The following is a 22313-nucleotide window of genomic DNA, read 5'->3' on the forward strand; positions in this document are numbered from 1 at the left end:
GGCGCCCGCTTGCTCAGAGGATGAATCGGCTGAGATCGGTATCCTGAGCGATATCGGCGACGCTTGACTGCACATAATCCGCATCGATGGTGATCGTCTCGCCATCCTTGTCGGGAGCATTGAAGGAAATATCATCCAAAACGCGCTCCATAACGGTTTGCAGCCGCCGCGCCCCGATGTTCTCGACCTCGGAATTCAGCTTCACCGCCACGTCGGCAAGCTTGTCGATCGCATCGTCCGTGAACTCCAAAGAGACCCCCTCGGTCTTCATAAGGGCCACATACTGGCGGATCAGGCTGGCTTCGGTCTCCGTCAGGATGCGGCGGAAATCCTCCTTCGTCAGCGCACGAAGCTCGACACGAATGGGCAGGCGACCCTGCAATTCGGGCAGGAGATCGGAGGGTTTGGACACATGGAAGGCGCCCGAGGCGATGAAGAGGATGTGATCGGTCTTTACCTGGCCGTGCTTTGTGGCGACCGTCGTGCCTTCGACCAGGGGCAGAAGATCACGCTGAACGCCTTCACGTGAAACACCGCCCTGCATGCCCTGGTTGCCGGCAGCAATCTTGTCGATCTCGTCCACGAAAACGATGCCGTCTTCCTGGGCCGCGCGAAGCGCTTCGGCAACCAGTTCTTCATCGTCCAGGAGTTTGTCCGATTCGTCGTCGATCAGATATTCGTAGCTTTGCGAGACCGTGATGCGGCGCGTCTTCGTACGCTCCTGGCCAAGCGCTTTGGTCATCATGTCGGACAGGTTGATCATGCCGATCTGGCCGGGCATGCCCGGAACGTCGAATTGCTGGCCGCCTGAATCGGCGACTTCGACCTCGATCTCCTTGTCGTCCAGTTCATTGTTGCGCAGCTTCTGGCGGAAGGAGGACCGAGTCGCGGGGCTGGCATTCTTTCCGACGAGGGCGTCGAGAACACGCTCTTCTGCATTGGCATGGGCTTTTGCCCGCACGGCCTCCCGTTTTTTGTCCCGCACGATCCGGATCGCATCTTCAACGAGATCGCGGATGATCTGCTCAACATCGCGGCCGACATAGCCGACCTCGGTGAACTTCGTGGCTTCGACCTTTACGAAAGGCGCGCCGGCCAGTTTGGCGAGACGTCGAGAGATTTCCGTCTTGCCGACGCCGGTCGGGCCGATCATCAGGATGTTTTTGGGCATGACCTCTTCGCGCATCGGGCTTTCGAGCTGCTGGCGCCGCCAGCGATTGCGAAGGGCAATGGCAACGGCGCGTTTGGCGTCGTTCTGGCCGATGATGAAGCGGTCGAGTTCGGAAACGATTTCGCGGGGAGAGAAATGGGTCATGAAGAGAGATTCTGTCGATTGTGTTGGACGGGTTCCGACTCGTGGCTTGCGACGGCGTAACGCGGCCGTGATGCAATCCGGCTCCGGAACCGGCTGTGAACGCTGAACAGATAGGTATGGAAGGCAGCCAATGCGACCACCGCATGGTTTCCTTTATAAGGGAACATCTCCTTGCGTTGGGGCATTGCCGCTGTGGCAGGCTTTTCCAGCAGAACAGACGAGAGAGTGGAAAGAGATGGCAGGAAAAAGAGGCCGTCGGGCCACAAGCGTGACCGATATTCCAGCCGCTGGCTGGAAGGACGTCCTCATGCGGGTTTATGGCGAGATCGGCGATGACCGAGTTCTGCTCGTCGCCGCAGGCGTCACCTTCTATCTTCTCCTCGCTATGGTGCCCGCCCTTTCGGCTCTGGTTTCGATCTACGGCCTGTTTACCGATCCGGCCCAGATCCAGGAGCAACTGTCGCTCATATCCGCCTTCGTGCCGGGTGGCGGCATGGAGATTCTGAACGAGCAGATGAATCGTCTCGCCAGTCAGGAGCAGTCCACGCTCGGTCTGACATTCGCCATCTCTCTGGCCATCGCGCTCTGGAGCGCCAATGCCGGCATGAAGTCGATCTTCGAGGGGATGAATGTCGCCTATGACGAGATGGAGAAGCGCAACTTTATCAAGCTGACGTTGGTATCGCTGCTTTTCACCATCTGCTTTCTGGCCACCATTATCGCGGTGATCACGCTCGTTCTTGCGCTGCCCGCACTGGTTTCGCTGCTCGCTCTTCCCGATAGTTGGAGCGGTCTGGCGCAGTTGGCCGGCTATATTATCCTCGCCATCGCTGTTTCGGTCGGGATCGCCGCCATCTACCGGTGGGGGCCAAGCCGTGAGAATGCCCGATGGGAGTGGATCACACCGGGCATGGTTCTGTCGCTTATCGTACTGGTCATCATGAGCCTGATGTTTTCCTGGTACGCCGCCAATTTCGCTTCCTACAACGAAACCTATGGTTCGCTGGGGGCGATTATCGGCTTCATGACATGGATTTGGCTGGCAGTGGCCATTCTCATGATCGGTGCGGAACTCAATGGCGAACTGGAGCATCAGACGCGGCGCGATACAACGACGCCGCCTCACGAACCGCTGGGAGAAAGGGGAGCCGTGGTTGCCGACCGTGTCGCAGGAGGCGAGGACTTCACGGGTAATCGCTCCCGATCGGGACAAAGGGCCGGGATAAACGGCGAGAACGGTCAAGGAGATGGGGGAGGCGGGTCCGGCCAGTCTCGCCCGTCATGGTCGTCGATCTGGTGGACCGCCCCGGCGATGCTGACCCTCTATCTCATGCAGAGCCGGCAGAAGAAGCGAAACTGACCAGCTTCCTACAGGGTATCCGCGTTGGAGCGTCCGACCATTCCCCAATGGATGGCGGCCCACAGCCGTTCATGCAGCAGATAGCAGAGAAACCCGATTGCCGTTGAAAGGAGGGCAAGTTGCCCACCGGCGCTGATCGAGCCGGTAAAGAAAAACCCCAGCAGGACCATCATCAGCAAACCCCAGGCCTGCCAGGAAACAGCCTTAACGAGGCTCCGCTTGCGCGTTTCCATGAAATCACTCCGTACGAAATCGAATATAGGTAGGAGAACCAGAGGCTTAGACTGCCCCGGTTCCGAATGACCGCTTCTACCAAGGTTCGAGATGAGGTGGAATCATGTAAATTATCGCGCCTATTATCCTGAAAAGTGATAATTATCATCACATGCGATAAAAGGTTCGATCATGGATAAGCGAGATCGCGCGCGATTGTTTCAGGAGCGTCTGGCGCTGGCGATGGATGAGCGGCAGCTCACCAGAAGTGCACTCGCCCGTGCGGTCGAGGCCGATCGTTCGACCGTCTCGCTCCTGCTAAGCAGCGATACGGCGCGTTTGCCGAACGCCCAGCTGGCCGCGGAATGCGCCTTCGAGCTTGGCGTGTCGACGGACTGGCTTCTCGGTCTCACGGACCGGCGCGAGAAGGGGGCGGATATCCTGGAAGTCGCGGTCCGTATGGAAACGGCCGAACGCGCGCCCTCCGACGACGCGATCTTCCGGTGGCATGAACAGTCGCGCGGAATGAAGGTGCGCCATGTGCCGGCGACCTTGCCGGACATGCTGAAAACCGAATCGGTTCTTCGTTTCGAATATGGCGATACCGTCGGCCGCACCTCAGAACAGGCGGTTACCGATATGCGGGACAGGCTGGCCTATCTGCGTGCGCCGGACACCGATTACGAAATCGCGATGCCTGTCGATGCGCTGGATGGCTTCGCACGCGGCGACAGCTATTGGGCCGATCTGCCGGTCGATCTCCGTATCGAACAGCTTGACCACATGAAGCGATTGACCGAGGAGCTGTACCCGTCCCTCCGGCTCTATCTGTTCGACCGCAAGAAGATCTTCTCCGCGCCGATCACGGTCTACGGGACGCATCAGGCGACCATCTATATCGGGCGCGTCTATTTCGTTCTCAGCGATCGCCGCCAAGTCCTGGAACTGACGCGCCATTTCGACGGGCTTGTCCGCGATGCGCTTTTCGAGGCGCGACGAATGCCGAACTTCATCGCGGACCGGTTGGCGGAACTGAAACCCGGCCAATAGACCGCCATCCTTTTGAAAGGACCCGAAACGGCTCGGCCAACCTTCGTCGGACGAAGCAATGGCTGGCTCGTCGGAGCGAACCTGCTGGCGGAGCTGGAGTCTTCGCAATCTGCGTATCCGCTCCGCGCTGGAGAGTCCGATCCCGAAGGCTTAGCTGAGGCCAGTGTCCGCCGCGTCCTCGATGGTCTCCACGATCACGCTGTCATTGGTGTAGACGCAGATCTCGGCGGCGATCGCCATGGCGCGGCGGGCGATCTCTTCGGCATCGGCATCGGTGTCGTAAAGCGCACGGGCGGCAGCGAGCGCATAATTGCCGCCCGAGCCGATCGCCAGGACCCCGTGCTGCGGCTCCAGCACATCGCCATTGCCGGTGATGGCAAGCGTCACATCCTTGTCGGCCACCAGCATCATCGCTTCGAGCTGACGCAGATATTTATCGGTCCGCCAATCCTTGGCGAGCTCCACACAGGCGCGCATCAACTGGTCGGAATATTGCTCCAGCTTGGATTCCAGCCGTTCCAGAAGGGTGAAAGCATCCGCCGTTGCACCAGCAAAACCGGCGATCACCTTGCCATCCTTCCCGATCCGCCGGACCTTTCTTGCATTGCCCTTCATCACCGTCTGGCCGAGGGAAACCTGACCGTCGCCGGCGATCACGGCCTTGCCGCCCTTGCGGATCGTCACGATCGTCGTGCCATGCATGACGGTGTCGCTCATCGCTCTTCCTTTCTGGGGCCTTTCGGCCCGGCTTGTTTCGCTTGTTCGCCAGATAGGCATTCGTGGTAACGCTGCCAACCATTTGGCGGGCAGGGTGGTTTCGCTCCGTCGGGCTTTGGGGTAAGTCAGCGCTGACTGAAGATGAGGAAGACCCTGATGGCGCGCAGTGCAACCATCGAACGCAAGACCTCCGAAACCGCGATCAGCGTTTTCGTCACGATCGACGGCACGGGCCGCTACGACGTGAAAACGGGCGTCGGCTTTTTCGATCACATGCTGGAACAGCTCGCCCGCCATTCGCTGATGGATATCGAGGTGCGGGCCGAAGGCGACCTTCATATCGACGATCACCACACGGTCGAAGATGTCGGGATCGCGCTCGGCCAGGCGGTCAGCAAGGCGCTTGGGGAGCGGCGCGGCATTCGCCGCTATGCCTCGCTCGACCTCGTCATGGACGAAGCGATGACCCTCGCCGCGGTCGATGTTTCTGGCCGGCCGTTCCTCGTTTGGAACGTCGCCTTCACCGCACCGAAGATCGGCACATTCGATACCGAACTGGTCCGCGAATTCTTTCAGGCTTTCGCCGGCAATGCGGGCATCACGCTGCATGTGAAAAATCACTATGCGGTCAACAGCCATCACATTGCCGAAACCTGCTTCAAGGCGGTGGCGCGGGTGCTGCGCGTCGCTTTCGAGCCGGATACGCGTGTGGGCGATGCCGTGCCCTCCACCAAGGGCTCCCTCGCCGGTTGAGGAGGTGAATCGATGACCCTCTATCGCGTGATGGAGAGGCTTGACGGCGAAACCGGCCCTGCCGAGACACGCTTCATTGCCGAGCGTTTCCGCTGGAGTGCGTTTCTTCTGCCAGTGCTTTGGCTGTTGTTTCAGCGTCTATGGCTGACGGCTCTTCTGGTCTTCCTTCTGACGATGGCGGTCGGACTGGCTCTGCCGCGCTTCGGTTTCGCCAATGCCTATATCGTCGTGTGCAATCTGGCTCTCGGTCTCATCGTCGGGCTGGAATCCACTGGCCTGATCGTCAGCGGGCTCGAAAAGAGCGGCTGGCGCGAAGCTGGCGTCAGTTCGGGCGAGACTATCGAGGAGGCCGAATTGCGCTGGTTCGCCAAACGGACCGCGGAAACGAATCCGGCTGACCAATCCATTCTCGCGGGAGCGTCGGTCTAAATGCGCACAGTGATCATCGATTATGGATCGGGCAATCTGAAGAGCGCCACAAAGGCCTTCGAACGCGCTGCGCGCGAAGCGGGTCTGCACGATGCCGAGATCGAATTGACCGACAATGCCGAACGGGTCCGGACTGCCGACCGCGTCGTTCTGCCGGGCGTCGGGGCCTTCGCGGACTGCCGGGCGGGCCTCGATGCGGTGCCGGGCATGCATGAAGCGCTTGACGAAGCGGTGGTCGCGAACGGCCGGCCCTATCTCGGCATCTGCGTTGGAATGCAGCTCATGGCCAATCGGGGTCTTGAGAAGGCGACGACACGGGGTTTCGGCTGGATTGCCGGCGATGTGAAGCCGATAAAGCCGACCGATCCAAGCCTGAAAATCCCGCAAATCGGCTGGAATACGATTCACGTGAAACACGATCACCCGGTGCTGGACGGTATCGCGACCGGGGCGGACGGCCTTCACGCTTATTACGTTCACTCCTATCACCTCGAATGCGCCAAGGCGGACCAGTTGGTCGCGACGACCGATTATGGCGGACCTGTCACCGCGATCGTTGCCAATGGCAATCGCATCGGCACGCAGTTTCACCCGGAAAAGAGTCAGACCCTCGGGCTGGACCTGATCGCCAATTTCCTGCGCTGGATGCCCTGATGACCAAGAAAATCCTCTTCCCTGCCATCGACCTGAAGGATGGCCATTGCGTTCGGCTCAAGCTCGGCGAAATGGACAGCGCGACAGTCTACAATGAAGATCCGGCCGCGCAGGCGAAAGCGTTTGAAGAGCAGGGTTTCGAATGGCTGCATGTCGTCGATCTGAACGGCGCATTCGAGGGTGAGAGCGTCAACGGCGCGGCGGTCGAGGCGATTCTCGGCGCGACGAAGAACCCTGTTCAGCTTGGCGGTGGCATCCGTACTCTGGATCATATTGAAAGCTGGCTGAGTAAAGGTCTCGCTCGGGTCATCCTTGGCACCGTGGCGGTTCGCGATCCGGACCTCGTGAAGGAAGCCTGCAAGCGCTTTCCGGGTAAGGTGGCGGTCGGTATCGACGCCAAGGGCGGCAAGGTTGCGGTCGAGGGCTGGGCCGAGGCGTCCGAGCTCGGCGTGATCGAACTGGCGAAGCGTTTCGAGGGGGCTGGCGTCGCGGCGATCATCTATACGGACATCGACCGCGACGGCGTTCTGACCGGGATCAACTGGGATTCGACGATCGATCTGGCCGATGCGGTTTCTATTCCGGTCATCGCCTCCGGCGGGCTCGCATCTCTTGCGGACGTGGTGCGCATGACCATGCCCGACGCCGAGCGTCTGGAAGGCGCCATTTCGGGCCGTGCTCTCTATGATGGACGTCTCGATACGGCCGAAGCTCTGGCTGTCCTTCATCGTGGCGAAGCCTGATCGGCCGCTGCGCCGCATTGCCGGCATTGGCGCAGCCCGGAACTTGATCCGGCTCGCGCGGCGTGCTTTCTGACATGCAAGAGGGATCGGAAACCTGTCTATGACCCTGAAAGCCCGAGTCATTCCCTGTCTCGACGTAAAAGATGGCCGCGTCGTCAAGGGCGTCAATTTCGTCGACCTGATCGATGCCGGAGACCCGGTGGAGGCAGCGCGTGCCTATGATGCCGCCGGTGCCGATGAGCTTTGCTTTCTCGACATCACGGCCAGCCATGAAGACCGCGATACCATCTTCGACGTGGTGGCGCGCACTGCGGAGCATTGCTTCATGCCCCTGACGGTCGGCGGCGGCGTCAGGTCCAATGCCGACATTCGAAAGCTTCTCCTGGCGGGGGCCGACAAGGTCTCCATCAATACGGCTGCGGTGCAGAACCCGGATTTCGTGGCAGAGGCGGCCGACAAATTCGGAAATCAGTGCATTGTGGTCGCGATCGATGCGCGCCGTGTATCCGCAGATGGCGAGACGCCGCGCTGGGAGATCTTCACCCATGGCGGCCGCAAGGAGACAGGCATCGATGCGATTGAGTTTGCCGAGAAGGTCGTCGATCTCGGTGCTGGGGAGATCCTTCTGACATCGATGGATCGCGACGGAACGAAATCCGGCTTCGATATCGAATTGACGCGCGCTGTGGCTGATGCTGTGGTTGCGCCTGTCATCGCATCTGGCGGCGTTGGTGAGTTGGACCACTTGGTTGCGGGTGTCCGCGACGGCCATGCCACTGCGGTGCTCGCGGCGTCGATCTTCCACTTCGGCACCTATTCGATTGAGCAAGCCAAGCAGCACATGGCGGCCGCCGGCCTGCCCATGCGGATGGACGGCATTGATGCGGAGGCTGCGGCGTGAGCGAATTTACACTGGCGGATCTCGAGGCGCGGATTGCCGAGCGCGCGGCAGCGGCACCCGATGAAAGCTGGACGGCCCGGCTCGTTGCGAAAGGGCAGGGCAAGGCCTCGCAAAAGCTGGGCGAAGAGGCGGTCGAGACCGTGATTGCCGCCGTGTCAGGGGATCGGGAGGGTCTTGTCGCGGAAAGCGCCGATCTGCTCTACCACTGGCTGGTGGTTCTCCATCTGGAAAAAGTGCCGCTGTCGGAGGTGATGGCGGAACTGGCACGCCGGACAGGTCAGTCCGGTCTGGCGGAAAAGGCCGGTCGGAAGGAATCCGGCTGACAAATAAGGTTTGAGGCAAGCGAAATGACACTCCAGACCGGCGGGGAGGCCGGTTATCATCTCGGTCCGACGGGCGGGCAGGCGAGCGATGTGTCCCCCTATCGCACCTTCTCTGCGCAGCAATGGTCTGCGTTTCGGGCCGACACGCCGCTAACGCTGGCGGAGGACGAGGTTCAGCGCCTGCGCTCGCTGGGCGACCCGGTGGATCTTGATGAGGTCTGCCGCATCTATCTTTCGCTGTCGCGTCTTCTGTCTGCCCATGTCGAGGCGACGCAGCTTCTCTTTGCCCAGCGCGCCGCCTTTCTGAATGCGCCGGAGGCGGTCAAGACGCCCTTCATCATCGGTATCGCAGGGTCGGTCGCTGTGGGCAAAAGCACGACGGCCCGCGTGCTGAAAGAGCTTCTGGCGCGCTGGCCCTCCAGCCCGAAGGTCGATCTGGTGACGACCGACGGGTTCCTCATGTCCAATGCGCGGTTGGAAGAAGAAGGCCTGATGGACCGAAAGGGCTTTCCCGAAAGCTACGATGTCGCATCCGTCCTGCGCTTTCTCTCCGCGATCAAGTCCGGCGAGCGCCGTGTAAGAGCGCCAGTCTATTCACACGTGACCTATGACGTCGTGCCGGACGACTACGTCGAGATCGAGACACCGGATATTCTCATCTTCGAGGGGATCAACGTCCTGCAGACGCGGGATCTGCCTTCAGAAGGCCGGATCGTGCCCTTCGTTTCCGATTTCTTTGACTTCTCCATCTATATCGACGCCGATGAAGCGCTGATCCGCACCTGGTATATCGATCGGTTCATGGATCTGCGTCACACCGCCTTTCGCGATCCGGAAAGCTATTTCCATCGCTACTCGCAATTGAGTGAAGGCGAGGCCCGCCACAAGGCGGAGACGCTGTGGCAGACCATCAACCGGCGAAACCTGGTCGAGAACATCCTGCCGACGCGGCCCCGTGCCGATCTGATCCTGCGCAAGGGGGCCGACCATCTGGTCGAAAGCGTTTCACTACGCAAACTCTAGCGGTATTCAGAAAATGCATCGGCATGATTGATGCCGGACTGTGCTTCGGCTAGAAGGCGGCTGACGAGGCATTTTGCTTCGTGCGCTTCGGGCACCCATAGCTCAGCTGGATAGAGCGCTGCCCTCCGAAGGCAGAGGTCTCAGGTTCGAATCCTGATGGGTGCGCCACTTTCTCATATATCCCTTTATTTCGAAAAGCTCTCGCGCGTTTCGACGACCCGTCGCTGTCCAAGCAGGTTGCGAGAAGTAACGACCCATCAGGGCAATTTGTCCATAATGCTGTTAATTTGCGTGTGATTTGTAAGTGTTATACTCAGCTGCGTACCGTCGAAAAGAGTTTGCAGCATGTCAGAAAATACCAAGCCTCAGAACTTGATCGTATCGTCCCGCCATCTCGCTTCCGAAGGCGGATGGCAGGCGTCCGAATTCGAATACGGCCTCATCATCGCCTATAACGGCTTCGCCCGCTGGGTCAGTCGCTGCATGGCGGCCACCGGTGCTCCGAACCTTGCTGTTCTGGAGGTGTTGGTGCTCCACCATATCAACCACCGCGCCAGACAGAAGCGGCTGACGGATATCTGCTTCCTGCTCAATATCGAAGATGCCCACACGGTTAATTATGCGCTGAAGAAGCTGCAGAAGGCGGAGCTGGTGAAGGGGGAGAAGATTGGCAAGGAGATTTTTTACAGCGTGACCGACAAGGGCGAGCAATTGTGCGAGCGCTATCGCGAAATTCGCGAGCAATGCCTGATCGAAAGCCTCAAGCATTTCGAGAACAGCCCGCAAACGCTGAGCGAAACGGCGGCGGTTCTGCGAATGATGTCGGGCATCTACGATCAGGCCGCGCGGGCCGCCAGCTCAATCTGACGGCCGCCAAGCGCGTTTCGTCTACCGTCCCATCAGGCTTGGCAGGTAGGTCACGATCTGCGGGAAGAGCGTGATGAGTACGACGCCGATCATGAGCAGCAGGAAGAACGGGAAGGCTGCACGGGCAATCCGAAGAATGTCGAAGCCAGTCAGTCCTTGGATGACGAAGAGGTTGAACCCGACCGGCGGTGTGATCTGCGACATCTCCACGACGATGACGAGATAGATACCGAACCAGAGCGGGTCGATGCCTGCCGCTTCGATGATCGGCATGATGATCGAAGTGGTGAGCACCACGACGGAAATACCGTCCAGAAAACAACCGAGCACCACGAAGAACACAGTGAGCGCGGCCAGGAGCGCATAGGGCGAAAGTTCAAGTGAACCGATCCACTCGGCCAATTGGCGGGGAATGCCGGTGAACCCCATTGAGACGGACAGGAAGGCGGCGCCCACGAGTATGAAAGCAATCATGCAGGAGGTGACAGTTGCGCCCATCAGACTCTCGCGGAACATCGTCCAGGAGAGCGAACCGTTTAACGCAGACAGCAGCAGCGACAAAAGTACGCCGACGGCAGCGGCGTCCGTAGGCGATGCTATTCCCAGATAGATCGAGCCGATCACACCGACGATCAAAGAGATCACCGGTATCAGCCGGCGCGAGGCGCGCAGCTTGTCCATCAGGGTCGTGTCGCCGCCATCGGTGGGAATGGCAGACGTCTTCACCAGCGCATAGCCGGTCACGTAAAGAACAAACATGCTCACCAGCAACAGGCCCGGAAGGATCCCTGCAATGAAGAGTCGTGCGATCGATTGCTCGGTCGCGACGCCGTAGACGATGAGAATGATGCTCGGCGGAATCAGCAGCCCCAGCGTGGCTGAACCGGCGAGTGATCCGATGATCAGGCTTTCCGGATAGCCGCGCCGCGTCAGTTCGGGCACCGACATTTTGCCGATCGTTGCGGCTGTCGCGGCGGACGATCCGGAGACGGCGGCGAAGATGGCGCAGCCGAAGACGTTGACATGCAGAAGTCGTCCGGGAAGTCGTTGCAGCCAGGGCGCAAGACCTGAAAACATGTCGTCTGAAAGGCGGGACCGCAAAAGGATCTCGCCCATCCAGATAAACATCGGCAGGGCTGCCAGCGCCCATGAGGTGCTGTGCCCCCAGAGCGTCGTGGCAAGTATGGGGCCGATCGGCGCGGACGACATGAGTGCCATGCCGAGGGCGCCGACAATGATGAGAGAGAAGGCAACCCAGACGCCAGCCCCGAGGAGAGCCAGAAGGGCGAGGAAAAGAACAGCTATCGCAAGGAAATCTGACACTCTGCCACCTATTCGGAACTGTTGTCTTCGATCACCGTACGCCCCGTCCGGACTGTACGGGCCAGCAAATCGACCAGTGCGATCGTGAAGATCACGAGGCCGCCGAGAACGGCCAGCTGCGGTATGAAAAGCGGGATGACCACGATTCCCGACGAGACGTCTCCGAATTCCCAGGATTCATGGGCAAGCAGTGCGACATACCAGCTCGCGGCGGCCGCGCAGGCCGCGCAAAACGCCAGGGCGAGGATTTCGAAAGCAAGGCTCGTCCGCCGTCCCATCAGTCCCGTGAGTAGAGTGACGCGAATGTGCCCTCCGCGTGTGAGCGTATAGGCAAGGGCCAGGAACGACGCAGCAGCCAGGAGATATCCCGCGAAGTCGGCATAGGAGGGGACAGTCAGGTTGATCCCGAACAGGCCGGTTCTCGTCAACAGATTAAAGAAGACCTGTATGCAGACCAGAATGCAGATGAGGCAGAGGGACGCGGCCGCTAGTGCCCCGCTGAAATTGTATAATCGGTCGAGTGCCTGGCGCATTATGGTGTCCCCATAGAAAAAGGGCCGGCCAAGCGGCCGGCCCGATAACGATTACTGATTGTATTCGTTCATGATCGCCTTTGCTTCCTCGGACGCTTCGGCATTCCAGCTTTCCTGCATTTGGGCGCCGATCTCCTTGAGCCCGTCGACCAATTCGGCGCTCGGTTCGACGACCGTCATCCCGTTATCCTTCAGCTCCTGGGTTTTCGCATCGGTTTCCTTCTTGCTCATCTCCCAGCCACGCGCTTCGGCCGCTTCAGCAGCCGCCATAACGGCGTTACGGGTCTCTTCGTCCAGAGCCTCGAAGGCGGCCTTGTTCACGACGACGATGTTCTTGGGCACCCAAGCGTTGATTGGCGAGTAGTAGGATACGTAATCCCACGCCTTGCCATTGGCGCCCGTCGACGGAGACGTCATCATGGCTTCCACTGCACCGACCGAGAAGGCTTGCGGAATTTCGGGAACCTCAACCTGAACCGGCGCCGCACCGGCGATGGACGCAAATTTTTCCAGCGGTGCGTTGTAGGCACGGAACTTCAAGCCCTTGAGATCGTCAACGCTCTTGATTTCAGTGGTCGTATAGAGACCCTGGGGCGGCCACGGCACAGAGAAAAGCGGCATTAGGCGCTGCTTCTCAAGAAGTTTCGTGATCACCGGCTTCTGCGCCTGCCACATCTTTTCAGCGTCTTCATAGCTCGTCGCGACGAAAGGCTCGGAGTCCACTCCGAACGCAGCATCCTCGTTGGCAAGCGTCGACAGGAAGAACTCGCCGATCGGCACCTGACCGCTTCGCACGGCATTCTTGATTTCACCGTGCTTGATGAGCGACGAGGCCGAATGGACGGTGATCGTCAACTCTCCGTTCGTTTTCTCGGCGACGTCTTCGGCGAATTCACGGATGTTCTGCGTATGGAACGTCGCGTCCGGATATGGTGTCGGCATGTTCCAGTCTTCGGCCAGTGCTGGAGTAGCGAGCCCTACTGCGATCGCGACGGCTGCAAAGGCGGCACGTGGGAATGTCATCTTAAAACTCCGTTTCGTTTGCGCCATTCGTGTCCTTTCAGCCGATGGCAACGGCAAAAGTGAATTTCCGAAAAAGACACGTTGACAAATTGACAGCGTTTTGACCTTAGATCAATAAGAAAATTTCGATGAGGTTGATGATGACGAGCGGCAAGTGGGATTTCTGGATCGACCGTGGCGGCACATTTACGGACATCGTGGCGCGGACGCCCGACGGCGAGCTGAAGCCGCACAAGCTATTGTCGGAAAATCCTGAAGCGTATCCGGATGCCGCTATTCAGGGCATTCGCGATCTCATGAATGTGGCGAAGGATGAACCGATTCCTGCCGCGCGCATCGCGACTGTGAAGATGGGAACGACGGTCGCTACCAATGCCCTGCTGGAGCGGAAGGGCGACCGGGTGATGCTGGTTACGAACAAGGGCTTCGCGGATGCGCTCGAAATTGGCTACCAGAGCCGACCCCGACTGTTCGACCGCGAGATCAAGAAGCCGGAACTGCTTTATGAACGGGCAGTCGAGGTCGGTGGACGGTTTTTGGACGATGGCACGGAAGAGGCGCCGCTCGACGAGGTGGAATGCCGCACGCTGATGCAGGCCGCTTTCGATGACGGCATTCGCTCCGTCGCGATCGTCTTCATGCATGGCTACAAATATCCCGCACATGAAAAGCGGGCTGCCGAGATCGCACGCAGCATCGGCTTCACCCAGGTCTCACCGAGCCATGAGGTGTCGCCCCTCATCAAATTCGTCGGACGCGGCGACACGGCGGTTGTCGACGCCTATCTGTCGCCGATCCTGCGCCGTTACGTGAAGCAGGTGGCCAGCGAGCTGGATACGAGAAATTCCGGCCTGCGCCTGATGTTCATGATGTCATCCGGCGGTTTGACTGACGCGACACTCTTCCAGGGCCGTGACGCCATTCTTTCCGGTCCTGCCGGAGGCATCGTCGGTGCTGTCGAAACAAGCCGTATTGCCGGTTTTGAAAGGATTATCGGCTTTGACATGGGCGGTACCTCGACCGACGTTGCCCATTATGCCGGCGAGGTAGAGAAGGACTTCGAGACCGAGATAGCGGGTGTGCGGATGCGCGCACCCATGATGAAGATTCACACTGTGGCAGCCGGCGGCGGGTCGATCCTCTCCTATGATGGTTCCCGCTTTCGCGTCGGTCCGGAATCGGCGGGCGCCAATCCAGGGCCCGCCAGCTATCGCCGTGGAGGCCCGCTCGCGGTCACCGATGCCAATGTGATGCTGGGCAAGCTGATGCCGCAGCATTTCCCGGCCGTGTTCGGCCCGAACCAGAACGAACAACTGGATAGCGATGCTGTTGCTGAAAAATTCGCTGCCATCGCAAAGGATGCGGGTCTTGAATCGCCCGAAGCGGCGGCTGAAGGCTTCTTGCGAATCGCGGTCGAGAACATGGCCAATGCGGTGAAGGAAATTTCCGTGCAGCGCGGCTATGACGTGACGCGCTATGCGCTGACCTGCTTTGGTGGCGCGGGCGGCCAGCACGCATGTGCGGTCGCCGATGTACTCGGTATGACGACGATCCTGATCCATCCATTTGCCGGCATCCTCTCTGCCTACGGAATGGGTCTTGCCGACATCAAGGCCGATCGGCAACTCAGCCTGGAAAAGGTTCTCGATCAGACCATGCTCGGCGAACTGTCTGCCTCCGTGGAACGGCTCGAAAAAGATGCGGTGGAGGAGTTGGCCGCTCAGGGCGTGAATGAAGGCGTCGAAACCAGCCGCCGGCTGCACCTGCGGTATCAAGGCACGGATACGCCCATCGACGTGCCGCTCGGGTCCGAAGCCGATATGGTTGCCGAATTCGAGCGTATCCATGTGGAGCAGTTCGGCTTCAAGATGCCGGAGACGCCGTTGATCGCCGAATTGCTGGAAATCGAAGCAACCGGCGGCGGCGCCGGACAGGTCGAAACGACGGCCGAGCCGAGCGACGAAGAACTGTCGCCAATGGAAACCACACGCATGTTTTCCGGCGGGGACTGGGTCGATGCGAAAGTGTTCAAACGCGTCGACATGATGCCCGGTCACAAGGTGACGGGCCCGGCCATCATCCTCGAAGACATCGGAACCGTTGTCGTGGAGCCGGGCTGGCAGGCGCAGGTCAATCCCTATCGCCATATCGTCCTGCAGCGGATCGCGGAGCTTGAGCAGGCGACGGATATCTCGAAAAAAGCCGATCCGGTGATGCTTGAGGTCTTCAACAACCTCTTCATGTCCATTGCCGAACAGATGGGCCTTCGTCTGCAGCGCACCGCGCGTTCGACCAATATCAAGGAACGGCTGGATTTCTCATGCGCGGTCTTTGACGGTGATGGCGAACTGATCGCCAATGCGCCGCACACGCCGGTGCATCTCGGTTCGATGGACCGGTCGGTCAAAAGCGTGATGGCTGAACATCCCGGCATGCGGCGCGGCGATGTGTTCGTGACAAATGCTCCCTATAATGGCGGGACGCATCTGCCCGACATCACGGTCGTGACACCGGTCTTCGGAGAGGAAGGCGACAAACCGCTCTTCTTCGTCGCGTCGCGAGGACATCACGCCGATGTCGGCGGCATCGCGCCCGGTTCTATGACGCCACTGGCGACAACGATCGAGGAGGAAGGCGTCGTCATCGACAATCTGAAGCTCATTGAAGCCGGACGCTTCCTCGACAAGGAGATCCGTGCCGTCCTCGATGGTGGCCAGTACCCTTGCCGCAATACCGATCAGAACGTTGCTGACCTGAAAGCTCAGATCGCGGCCAACGAGAAAGGTGCAAGGGAGCTGATGTCCATGGTCGGCAATTTCGGCCTCCAGGTCGTCGATGCCTATATGGGCCATGTACGGGATTATGCTGAGGAGTGCGTGCGGCGCGTGATCGGCAATCTGAAAGACGGCAAGGCAGAGATATTTTTCGACCAGGGCTGCAAGATCGCCGTTTCCATCAAGGTGGACCATTCCAACCGGTCGGCAGTCATTGATTTTTCTGGAACGAGTGCTCAGCAGCCGGATAATTTCAATGCACCCGAGCCGGTAACGCGAGCCGCCGTGCTTTACGCTTTCCGCTGCATGGTCGACGATGACATTCCGCTGAACGCCGGCTGCATGCGGCCGCTCGAGGTCATGGTGCCTTCCTCTTCCATGCTCAGTCCCGAATACCCAGCCGCGGTTGTTGCCGGCAATGTCGAAGTCAGCCAGACCGTAACCGATGGCCTGTTCGCGGCACTCGGCGCCATTGCCGGTGCGCAGGGCACGATGAACAACTTCAATTTCGGCGACGCGGAGTATCAATATTACGAGACGATCTGCGGCGGGGCCGGGGCCGGACCGGGCTTCAACGGGGCTCACGCCGTCCACACCCATATGACCAATACGCGGCTCACCGATCCCGAAGTGCTCGAACAGCGTTACCCGGTGGTTCTGGAGCAGTTCCAGATACGACGCGGCTCCGGCGGCAAGGGGAAATGGACGGGCGGTGATGGTCTGATCCGCGCTATACGTTTCCTCAAGCCGATGGATGTCTCTTTCCTGTGCGGACGTCGTTCCGTACCACCGAAAGGACTGAATGGCGGCGGAGATGGTGCTGTTGGTCGCAACATGAAGGTTGGCGTCGATGGCGAGATGACATCGCTCCCCGGGCGTACGCAAATTGCGTGCGAGGCCGGTGAAACGGTCATCATTCAAACACCCTCTGGCGGCGGCTACGGCAAAATGGAGTGAATACTTCCAGCCGTATGGCGCCTCCCAGGCATTCGGCGCGGGCCGGTGGGAGGTGTCCTCCCGTCATCTGCCGGCACTTTTGCCCCTCCTCCTTCGCGACGAGGCCCTTCGCTCGGCCGCACCGAGGAGTGGGGGAAAGGCCGGCCTTGCAGGTTCAGTGATTGCTTGGATCTCGCGTCAGATTGACTGCCGGTCCCAATACCATGCCGCATAGGTGCGCTTGCGGTCATGCCCGCGCTCTTTCAGAAAGGCGCGGATTATGCGCAATTCCTGCTTTTCGCAAGCGACCCAGACAAAAGTGTCTTCGTTGACGGCCGCTAGTAGAGTTTTGCTTTCCGTGGCCAGAACGTCCTTCGCGCCGGAAGGATAAGACTCTCGATGCAGCCAGCGTAGATCGAGCGAACCCTCCGTGGATAGAGCTTGTTCTTCACTGGCATCCTGCACCTCGATGATGGCCTGCATCTGGGTGCCCGAGGAGACTTCGGCGGCAATCCTTGCGATGGCGGGAAGCGCACTTTCGTCGCCCGCCAGAAAAATGGTCTCGGCCTCCGGGACGCTGCCGCCCCCCGGTCCGAGAAGGCCGATCCGGTCCCCGGCTCGTGCGTCTCTGGCGAAGTCGGCCCCGGGTGTCGCGATATGCGGCGCGGGGTGCTGAAGGAAGTCGATCCACAGTTCGGAACGCTCCACATCGACGTAGCGGATCGTGTAAATCCGGACGAGCAGTTCGTCATCGCCCTTGGGCCAAGCGATCCGGCCATCCTTACCAAGGCTGGGCCATACGGGCGGACGCCCGGCCGGCGGCACGAGAATGCGAACATGCATGCCGCCGCCCAGAAAGGGCGACACATCGTCGCAAGAAAACTTCACGCGGCGCATATGCGGCGTCACATCCTCCGTGTTGACGACCGTCACGTGATGAAAATTCGGGAGCGCGTCGGGCAGCGGCTCAAACCAGGTCAGTTCGGGAATATTGTCCCCGGCAAAGTAGAACAGGTGTTCCGCGATACTGTTGAGGCTGAGCTGCATATCCTCCTCGCTACGGCAGGCCAGCTGGATCAGCAGTCCCTCCTCTTTCAGGCTGATATCGGCTTGTCCCGTGGGCGATCTCAGACGCAGTTCATCGCCGACCCGCCGCACTTCGGCATGCTCGACGAAATGCTCTTCGATCTCGTTCAGCACGGTTGGGGCGTCCGCCAGCTTCGCCATGCCGGCAATTCTGAAATTCCAGCCGGTCGTCATGACGGTTCTCCTCGCGTCGTCTCGATTGCATTCTGGTCCGGCATCAAATGATGCCGTCCGATCGGCAACATCATCGGGCGTCCCGATACCGGATCGGTGATGATCCTGCTTTCCAGCCCGAATACCTCGCGCACATTCTGTTCGGTCAGAACCTTTTCGGCTTCGCCGCAACTGTGCAGACCGCCCGTCGCCATGGCCACAAGATGGTCGGCATAGCGCGCGGCCAGGTTGAGATCATGCAGCACCATGATGATGGTCGTTCCTTGTCTTTGATTGAGCTCGGTAAGCAGATCCAGAACCTCGATCTGATGACTGACATCAAGGAAGGTCGTCGGCTCGTCGAGCAGCAGGATATCGGTCTGTTGCGCCAGGGCCAGGGCGATCCAGACACGCTGCCTCTGACCACCGGAAAGCTCGTCTACGGCCCGCTCGGCCAAAGCGGCTGTTCCGGTAACGGCCATCGCTTCGGCCACGGCCGCCTCGTCCTGGCGGCTCCAATAGTCGAACAGTCCTTGATGGGGGTGACGTCCACGACTGACCAGGTCGGCGACCGTAATACCCTCTGGCGCCGTCGGCGACTGAGGCAGCAGTCCGGCGATCCGCGCCAGGGCTTTTGGCGCCATCCGATGGATCGACTTGCCATCAAGGAGCACCTTGCCTGCGGCCGGCGCCAGAAGGCGTGACATGGCCCGCAGAAGGGTGGATTTGCCGCAGGCGTTTGCGCCGACGATCGCGGTGATCTTGCCGGGCGGAACAAGAAGGTCGATGCCGCTGAGAACAAGTGCATCGCCATAGCCGGCGGAAAGATCGTCGACGAAAAGAGTGTGACCGGAGTTCAAAGCGTGCCACCGCCGCGATTTGCTCTGACGATCAGATAGAGAAGATAGGGCGCGCCGAGGGCGCCGGTGACCACCCCGACGGGATAGCGGTTCGGCAGGAGAAACTGCCCGCAATAGTCGCCCAGAAGAACCAGTATGGCGCCGATGAGAGCGGCCGGAACCAGAAGAGAGCCATTGGCGCCCATCACACGCGAGGCGATCGGTCCCGACAGGAAGGCGACGAAGGCGATCGGGCCCGCCATGGAAGTCGCAAAGGAGATGATCCCGACGGCGGCGACCATGACGATGACGCGGGTCGGCGCGACGCGCACACCAAGCGCTGCTGCGGTATCGTCGCCAAGCCGCAATGCCTCCAGGTCACGCGAACGGCTGAGAAGGAGTGCGCCGAATGAGACCAGTGCGATGGCGAGCAGTGCGGACTGTTCCAGCCGAGCGCCGTTCACGCTGCCGGTCAGCCAGCGCATTGCTTCCTGAAGGCTCCATTCGGGCGCGATCGAGAGCAGATAGGCAAGGGCGCTTTGGAGCATGGCCGAAATGCCGATTCCGACGAGAATCAGCCGGGTGCCGGCAACGCCGCCGCGAAAGGACAGCCCGTAGATGAGGAGCGCGACGGCTAATCCCGCGGCGATCGCAAACACCGATACAACCGTGCCGCGCAACGAAAGACCGACGATTGCGAAGACCGCGGCGGCACTGGCGCCGGAACTGATGCCGATAATGTCGGGGCTGGCGAGCGGATTGCGCAGCATGATCTGGAATGCGACCCCACCGAGGCCAAAGCTCAGACCGGTCAGGATCGACAGGAGGGCGCGAGGAAGGCGTAATTCGCCCACGGTAAAGGACGCGCCAGCGATATCTTCGCCCATCAGAACACGCAGGACGTCCAAGGGAGGCGTGAGCGATTCGCCGCGAAGGAGTGTTAGGGCAAAGAGACCGACGAGGAGCGCCAGTAGAAAGCCGATCAACATGCGACGATGGACGCTGCGTGTCCTGCGATTTCGGGCAAGCGTCTCAATGGCTGGTGACAAGGCCGTCATAAGGCGCGGACTTTCTGTTGCCTGACGATCCAGATGAAAACGGGCGCTCCTACCAGAGCGGTGATGATACCGACATCGATCTCCGCCGGCCGCGCGACGAGGCGGCCGACAATATCCGCGAACAAAAGCAGGCACGCACCGCCAATGGCTGAAAACGGGAGAAGCCAGCGATGGTCGACGCCCACCAGAAGCCGGCAAAGATGAGGGACGACCAGTCCGAGGAAGCCGATCGGGCCACAGATCGCCGTTGTCGCGCCGCACAGCAAAATTGCAGCGAGCGCCGAGACGCCGCGCGCGACCGCGACGCGCTCACCAAGACCGGCCGCCAGCTCTTCGCCCAGCGCGAGGGCGTTCAGTTTGCGTATGCATAGAAGGCCGATGATGAAACCGGCTCCGAGGAAAGGCATCGCATGACGGATATTGTCGAATGTGGCGCCACCAACGCCGCCAATCTGCCATTGGTGAATACCGCCGGCGATATCGGCACGCGGAAGAACCACGGCGATCACCAGCGATGACAGGGCGACGGAGGTGGCTGCGCCAGCGAGGGTGAGCTTCAGCGGTGTCGCGCCGCCTCGTCCCAACGATCCGATTGTGTAGACGAAAATCGCCGAGATGCCTGCCCCCAGAATGGCCGTCCACATATAGGCATTGGCGGACCCGATGCCGAACCAGACCACACCGACGACGACTGCGAGGGAAGCGCCGATATTGACGCCGAGAATCCCGGGATCGGCGAGAGGGTTGCGTGTTATGCCCTGCATGATGACGCCGGCCATCGCCAGTGCCATGCCGGCGAGGAGCGCCAGAACGGTTCTTGGCATGCGTACCGCCACGGCAGCCTGATCGATGGTCTCGGCCTGGCCGGCGAAGGCGGCGGCGATATCGTGAAAGCCGACTTCACGGGCGCCTAGCGCGACGGAGAAAAAGCACAGCGCCACGAGCACCAGAAGTGAAACGATCAGCCAGACGAGACGGCCGCTATTGGAACGGTCGCGCTCGGACGTTCGTCCCGCCAATGCCAGGGCGCCGAAACTCATCTTGCCTTCCCTGCAGCATCGGCAAGGCGTGCGACATATCGGTCGAGCACCCAGGGAATGGAAAGTGGTGTCGGATTGGCGGCTGTACCGAGCGGATCGCGGCCGAGTAGGACGACTGCTTCATTTTCGATCGCCGGCATCTTCGAAAGCAGCGGGTTGAGAGAGAGAGTCTCCATCATCTCCGGGTTGCCATAGGAGACGATGATATCAACATCGTCGAATTCGTCGATCCGTTCGGCGCTGATCGAGCCGGCGAACCGGCCGGCTTCGGCAGCCTGTTGCGCCACGGCAGGCACGCCAAGACCCAGATCGCGGAAGAATTTCACGCGAGTATCGCTGGCCGTATAGAAATTCACCATGCTCAGATTGGTCACGTCGAGATGGCTGACGAACAGGGCGGTCTTGCCCTGTAGCGTTGGGTGGGCCGCCGCCGTTTTCGAGATCTGTGCTTCGATGTCCGCGACAAGGTGCTCGCCTTCGCTAGACATGCCCAGACCCCGGCTGTTGAGGCGGATCATCTCGCGCCAGTCCGTCGACCATGCCGTCTCGGGGTAGGCCACCACCGGCGCGATCCGGCTCAACATGTCGTAGTCCGACCGGCTCAGGCCGGAATAGGCGGCCAGAATGATATCGGGATTGGTGCTTGCAACGGCTTCGAAATCGATGCCGTCGCCCTCATCGAAGAGAACCGGTGTCTTGGCCTCGAGGTCGGTGAGTTTTTCTTCGACCCATGGGAGAAGCCCGTCACCATCGTCATCGCCGAAATCGGCTCGCGCAAAGCCGACGGGGACAATGCCGAGTGCCAGCGGAACTTCGTGGTTCGCCCATGCGACAGTGGCGACGCGCTCGGGTTTCTTTTCTACGATCGTCGTGCCGAAAGCGTGATCGATCTCGATCGGGTAACCCGGTTCATCCGCGCCGGCATTCGGCGACGCCGTGATCGCGAGCAATCCTGCGAGTACGGTAACGGCGAAACGAATGGGCAAACCCATGAAAGCGACTCCCTGCTGGCGAAAGTGGAGTTTCGTTTCAGGTAAAAAACGATGCGTCAAGGCGCGCCGAGCCGGAACGACGCAATGTGATCAAACTTGCCGGAGAATTCTCCAAGACCGGTGAAATCTCCAATACAGGACTAAAACGATCAAGTTAAGCGATCCGCTGTCGTATCGGGTCTTCGGCTGCACCCACGCGACGAATAGA

At 60.2% G+C, this 22313-nt stretch carries 22 protein-coding genes and 1 tRNA gene; 12 read left to right on the forward strand and 11 right to left on the reverse strand.

The features are described 5' to 3' along the window. Positions 1–13: 13 nt before the first annotated feature. The gene (gene hslU / locus D8780_RS13820) at positions 14–1315 is read right to left on the reverse strand and encodes an ATP-dependent protease ATPase subunit HslU (RefSeq protein WP_121646126.1); all 1302 of its coding nucleotides are present in this window, start codon (positions 1313–1315) and stop codon (positions 14–16) included. A gap of 268 nt (positions 1316–1583) precedes the next feature. On the opposite strand from hslU, the gene D8780_RS13825 reads away from it, so the two are divergent. Continuing rightward, positions 1584–2675, forward strand: a complete 1092-nt coding sequence (locus tag D8780_RS13825) for a YihY/virulence factor BrkB family protein (protein WP_245412350.1) — start codon at positions 1584–1586, stop codon at positions 2673–2675. Between the two features lie 8 nt (positions 2676–2683). Here D8780_RS13825 and D8780_RS13830 read toward each other — a convergent pair whose 3' ends face one another. Further along, positions 2684–2908 (reverse strand): DUF2061 domain-containing protein, encoded by a 225-nt coding sequence (locus D8780_RS13830; protein WP_121646128.1) that lies wholly within the window; start codon positions 2906–2908, stop codon positions 2684–2686. A gap of 172 nt (positions 2909–3080) precedes the next feature. Between D8780_RS13830 and D8780_RS13835 the strand changes: the two genes are divergently transcribed. After that, positions 3081–3938 carry a transcriptional regulator gene (locus D8780_RS13835; RefSeq protein WP_245412351.1) on the forward strand — a complete coding sequence of 286 codons (858 nt, stop codon included), beginning with the start codon at positions 3081–3083 and terminating at the stop codon, positions 3936–3938. A gap of 150 nt (positions 3939–4088) precedes the next feature. Here the strand turns inward: D8780_RS13835 and hslV are convergent, their stop codons facing one another. Beyond that, positions 4089–4655: an ATP-dependent protease subunit HslV gene (gene hslV / locus D8780_RS13840; RefSeq protein ID WP_121646130.1), complete on the reverse strand. Its 567-nt coding sequence runs from the start codon at positions 4653–4655 to the stop codon at positions 4089–4091. A 141-nt stretch (positions 4656–4796) separates the two neighbouring features. Between hslV and hisB the strand changes: the two genes are divergently transcribed. The 9 genes from hisB (at position 4797) to D8780_RS13885 (ending at position 10348) form a co-directional block, all read left to right on the forward strand. Beyond that, entirely contained in the window at positions 4797–5408 is a 612-nt protein-coding gene (gene hisB / locus D8780_RS13845; protein WP_199699611.1) for an imidazoleglycerol-phosphate dehydratase HisB, read from the forward strand. A 12-nt stretch (positions 5409–5420) separates the two neighbouring features. Continuing rightward, positions 5421–5837, forward strand: coding sequence for a DUF2628 domain-containing protein (locus tag D8780_RS13850; protein ID WP_121646131.1), 417 nt, complete (start codon positions 5421–5423; stop codon positions 5835–5837). Then, on the forward strand, positions 5838–6491 hold the full coding sequence (gene hisH, locus D8780_RS13855) for an imidazole glycerol phosphate synthase subunit HisH (protein ID WP_121646132.1): 654 nt from the start codon (positions 5838–5840) through the stop codon (positions 6489–6491). Continuing rightward, the gene (hisA, locus tag D8780_RS13860; protein ID WP_121646133.1) at positions 6491–7234 is read left to right on the forward strand and encodes a 1-(5-phosphoribosyl)-5-[(5-phosphoribosylamino)methylideneamino]imidazole-4-carboxamide isomerase; all 744 of its coding nucleotides are present in this window, start codon (positions 6491–6493) and stop codon (positions 7232–7234) included. Before hisH ends, hisA begins: the two co-directional genes overlap by 1 nt. A 100-nt stretch (positions 7235–7334) precedes the next feature. After that, the gene (gene hisF / locus D8780_RS13865; protein WP_121646134.1) at positions 7335–8135 is read left to right on the forward strand and encodes an imidazole glycerol phosphate synthase subunit HisF; all 801 of its coding nucleotides are present in this window, start codon (positions 7335–7337) and stop codon (positions 8133–8135) included. Then, positions 8132–8458 (forward strand): phosphoribosyl-ATP diphosphatase, encoded by a 327-nt coding sequence (locus D8780_RS13870; RefSeq protein WP_121646135.1) that lies wholly within the window; start codon positions 8132–8134, stop codon positions 8456–8458. Before hisF ends, D8780_RS13870 begins: the two co-directional genes overlap by 4 nt. 24 nt (positions 8459–8482) lie before the next feature. Beyond that, positions 8483–9481 carry a type I pantothenate kinase gene (gene coaA, locus D8780_RS13875; protein WP_121646136.1) on the forward strand — a complete coding sequence of 333 codons (999 nt, stop codon included), beginning with the start codon at positions 8483–8485 and terminating at the stop codon, positions 9479–9481. Between the two features lie 91 nt (positions 9482–9572). Beyond that, a tRNA-Arg gene (locus tag D8780_RS13880) sits at positions 9573–9649 on the forward strand. A 177-nt stretch (positions 9650–9826) separates the two neighbouring features. After that, the gene (locus tag D8780_RS13885) at positions 9827–10348 is read left to right on the forward strand and encodes a winged helix DNA-binding protein (protein WP_121646137.1); all 522 of its coding nucleotides are present in this window, start codon (positions 9827–9829) and stop codon (positions 10346–10348) included. 21 nt (positions 10349–10369) lie between these two features. On the opposite strand, the gene D8780_RS13890 is transcribed toward D8780_RS13885, so the two are convergent. The 3 genes from D8780_RS13890 to D8780_RS13900 are packed head-to-tail and all read right to left on the reverse strand — an operon-like array spanning position 10370 to position 13227. Further along, a complete protein-coding gene (locus D8780_RS13890) occupies positions 10370–11671 on the reverse strand; it encodes a TRAP transporter large permease (protein ID WP_121646138.1) in 1302 nt (433 codons plus the stop codon). Positions 11672–11679: 8 nt separating this feature from the next. Beyond that, positions 11680–12204, reverse strand: a complete 525-nt coding sequence (locus D8780_RS13895; RefSeq protein WP_121646139.1) for a TRAP transporter small permease — start codon at positions 12202–12204, stop codon at positions 11680–11682. A gap of 51 nt (positions 12205–12255) precedes the next feature. Beyond that, positions 12256–13227 (reverse strand): TRAP transporter substrate-binding protein, encoded by a 972-nt coding sequence (locus D8780_RS13900; RefSeq protein WP_121646584.1) that lies wholly within the window; start codon positions 13225–13227, stop codon positions 12256–12258. Between the two features lie 128 nt (positions 13228–13355). Between D8780_RS13900 and D8780_RS13905 the strand changes: the two genes are divergently transcribed. Next, positions 13356–16958, forward strand: a complete 3603-nt coding sequence (locus tag D8780_RS13905; RefSeq protein WP_245412352.1) for a hydantoinase B/oxoprolinase family protein — start codon at positions 13356–13358, stop codon at positions 16956–16958. A 177-nt stretch (positions 16959–17135) separates the two neighbouring features. Here the strand turns inward: D8780_RS13905 and D8780_RS13910 are convergent, their stop codons facing one another. The 5 genes from D8780_RS13910 to D8780_RS13930 are packed head-to-tail and all read right to left on the reverse strand — an operon-like array spanning position 17136 to position 22105. Further along, complete coding sequence (locus D8780_RS13910; RefSeq protein ID WP_121646140.1) at positions 17136–18197, reverse strand: siderophore-interacting protein; 1062 nt, start codon at positions 18195–18197, stop codon at positions 17136–17138. Beyond that, positions 18194–19036: an ABC transporter ATP-binding protein gene (locus tag D8780_RS13915; RefSeq protein ID WP_121646141.1), complete on the reverse strand. Its 843-nt coding sequence runs from the start codon at positions 19034–19036 to the stop codon at positions 18194–18196. Before D8780_RS13915 ends, D8780_RS13910 begins: the two co-directional genes overlap by 4 nt. Further along, complete coding sequence (locus D8780_RS13920; protein ID WP_121646142.1) at positions 19033–20073, reverse strand: FecCD family ABC transporter permease; 1041 nt, start codon at positions 20071–20073, stop codon at positions 19033–19035. Before D8780_RS13920 ends, D8780_RS13915 begins: the two co-directional genes overlap by 4 nt. Continuing rightward, positions 20070–21113 carry a FecCD family ABC transporter permease gene (locus D8780_RS13925; RefSeq protein ID WP_121646143.1) on the reverse strand — a complete coding sequence of 348 codons (1044 nt, stop codon included), beginning with the start codon at positions 21111–21113 and terminating at the stop codon, positions 20070–20072. The genes D8780_RS13920 and D8780_RS13925 overlap by 4 nt, the downstream gene beginning before the upstream one ends. Continuing rightward, positions 21110–22105, reverse strand: coding sequence for an iron-siderophore ABC transporter substrate-binding protein (locus tag D8780_RS13930; protein ID WP_121646144.1), 996 nt, complete (start codon positions 22103–22105; stop codon positions 21110–21112). Before D8780_RS13930 ends, D8780_RS13925 begins: the two co-directional genes overlap by 4 nt. Positions 22106–22313: the final 208 nt, after the last annotated feature.

Origin of the sequence: Notoacmeibacter ruber (assembly GCF_003668555.1) — a bacterium.
GTDB classification, from domain to species: domain Bacteria; phylum Pseudomonadota; class Alphaproteobacteria; order Rhizobiales; family Rhizobiaceae; genus Notoacmeibacter; species Notoacmeibacter ruber.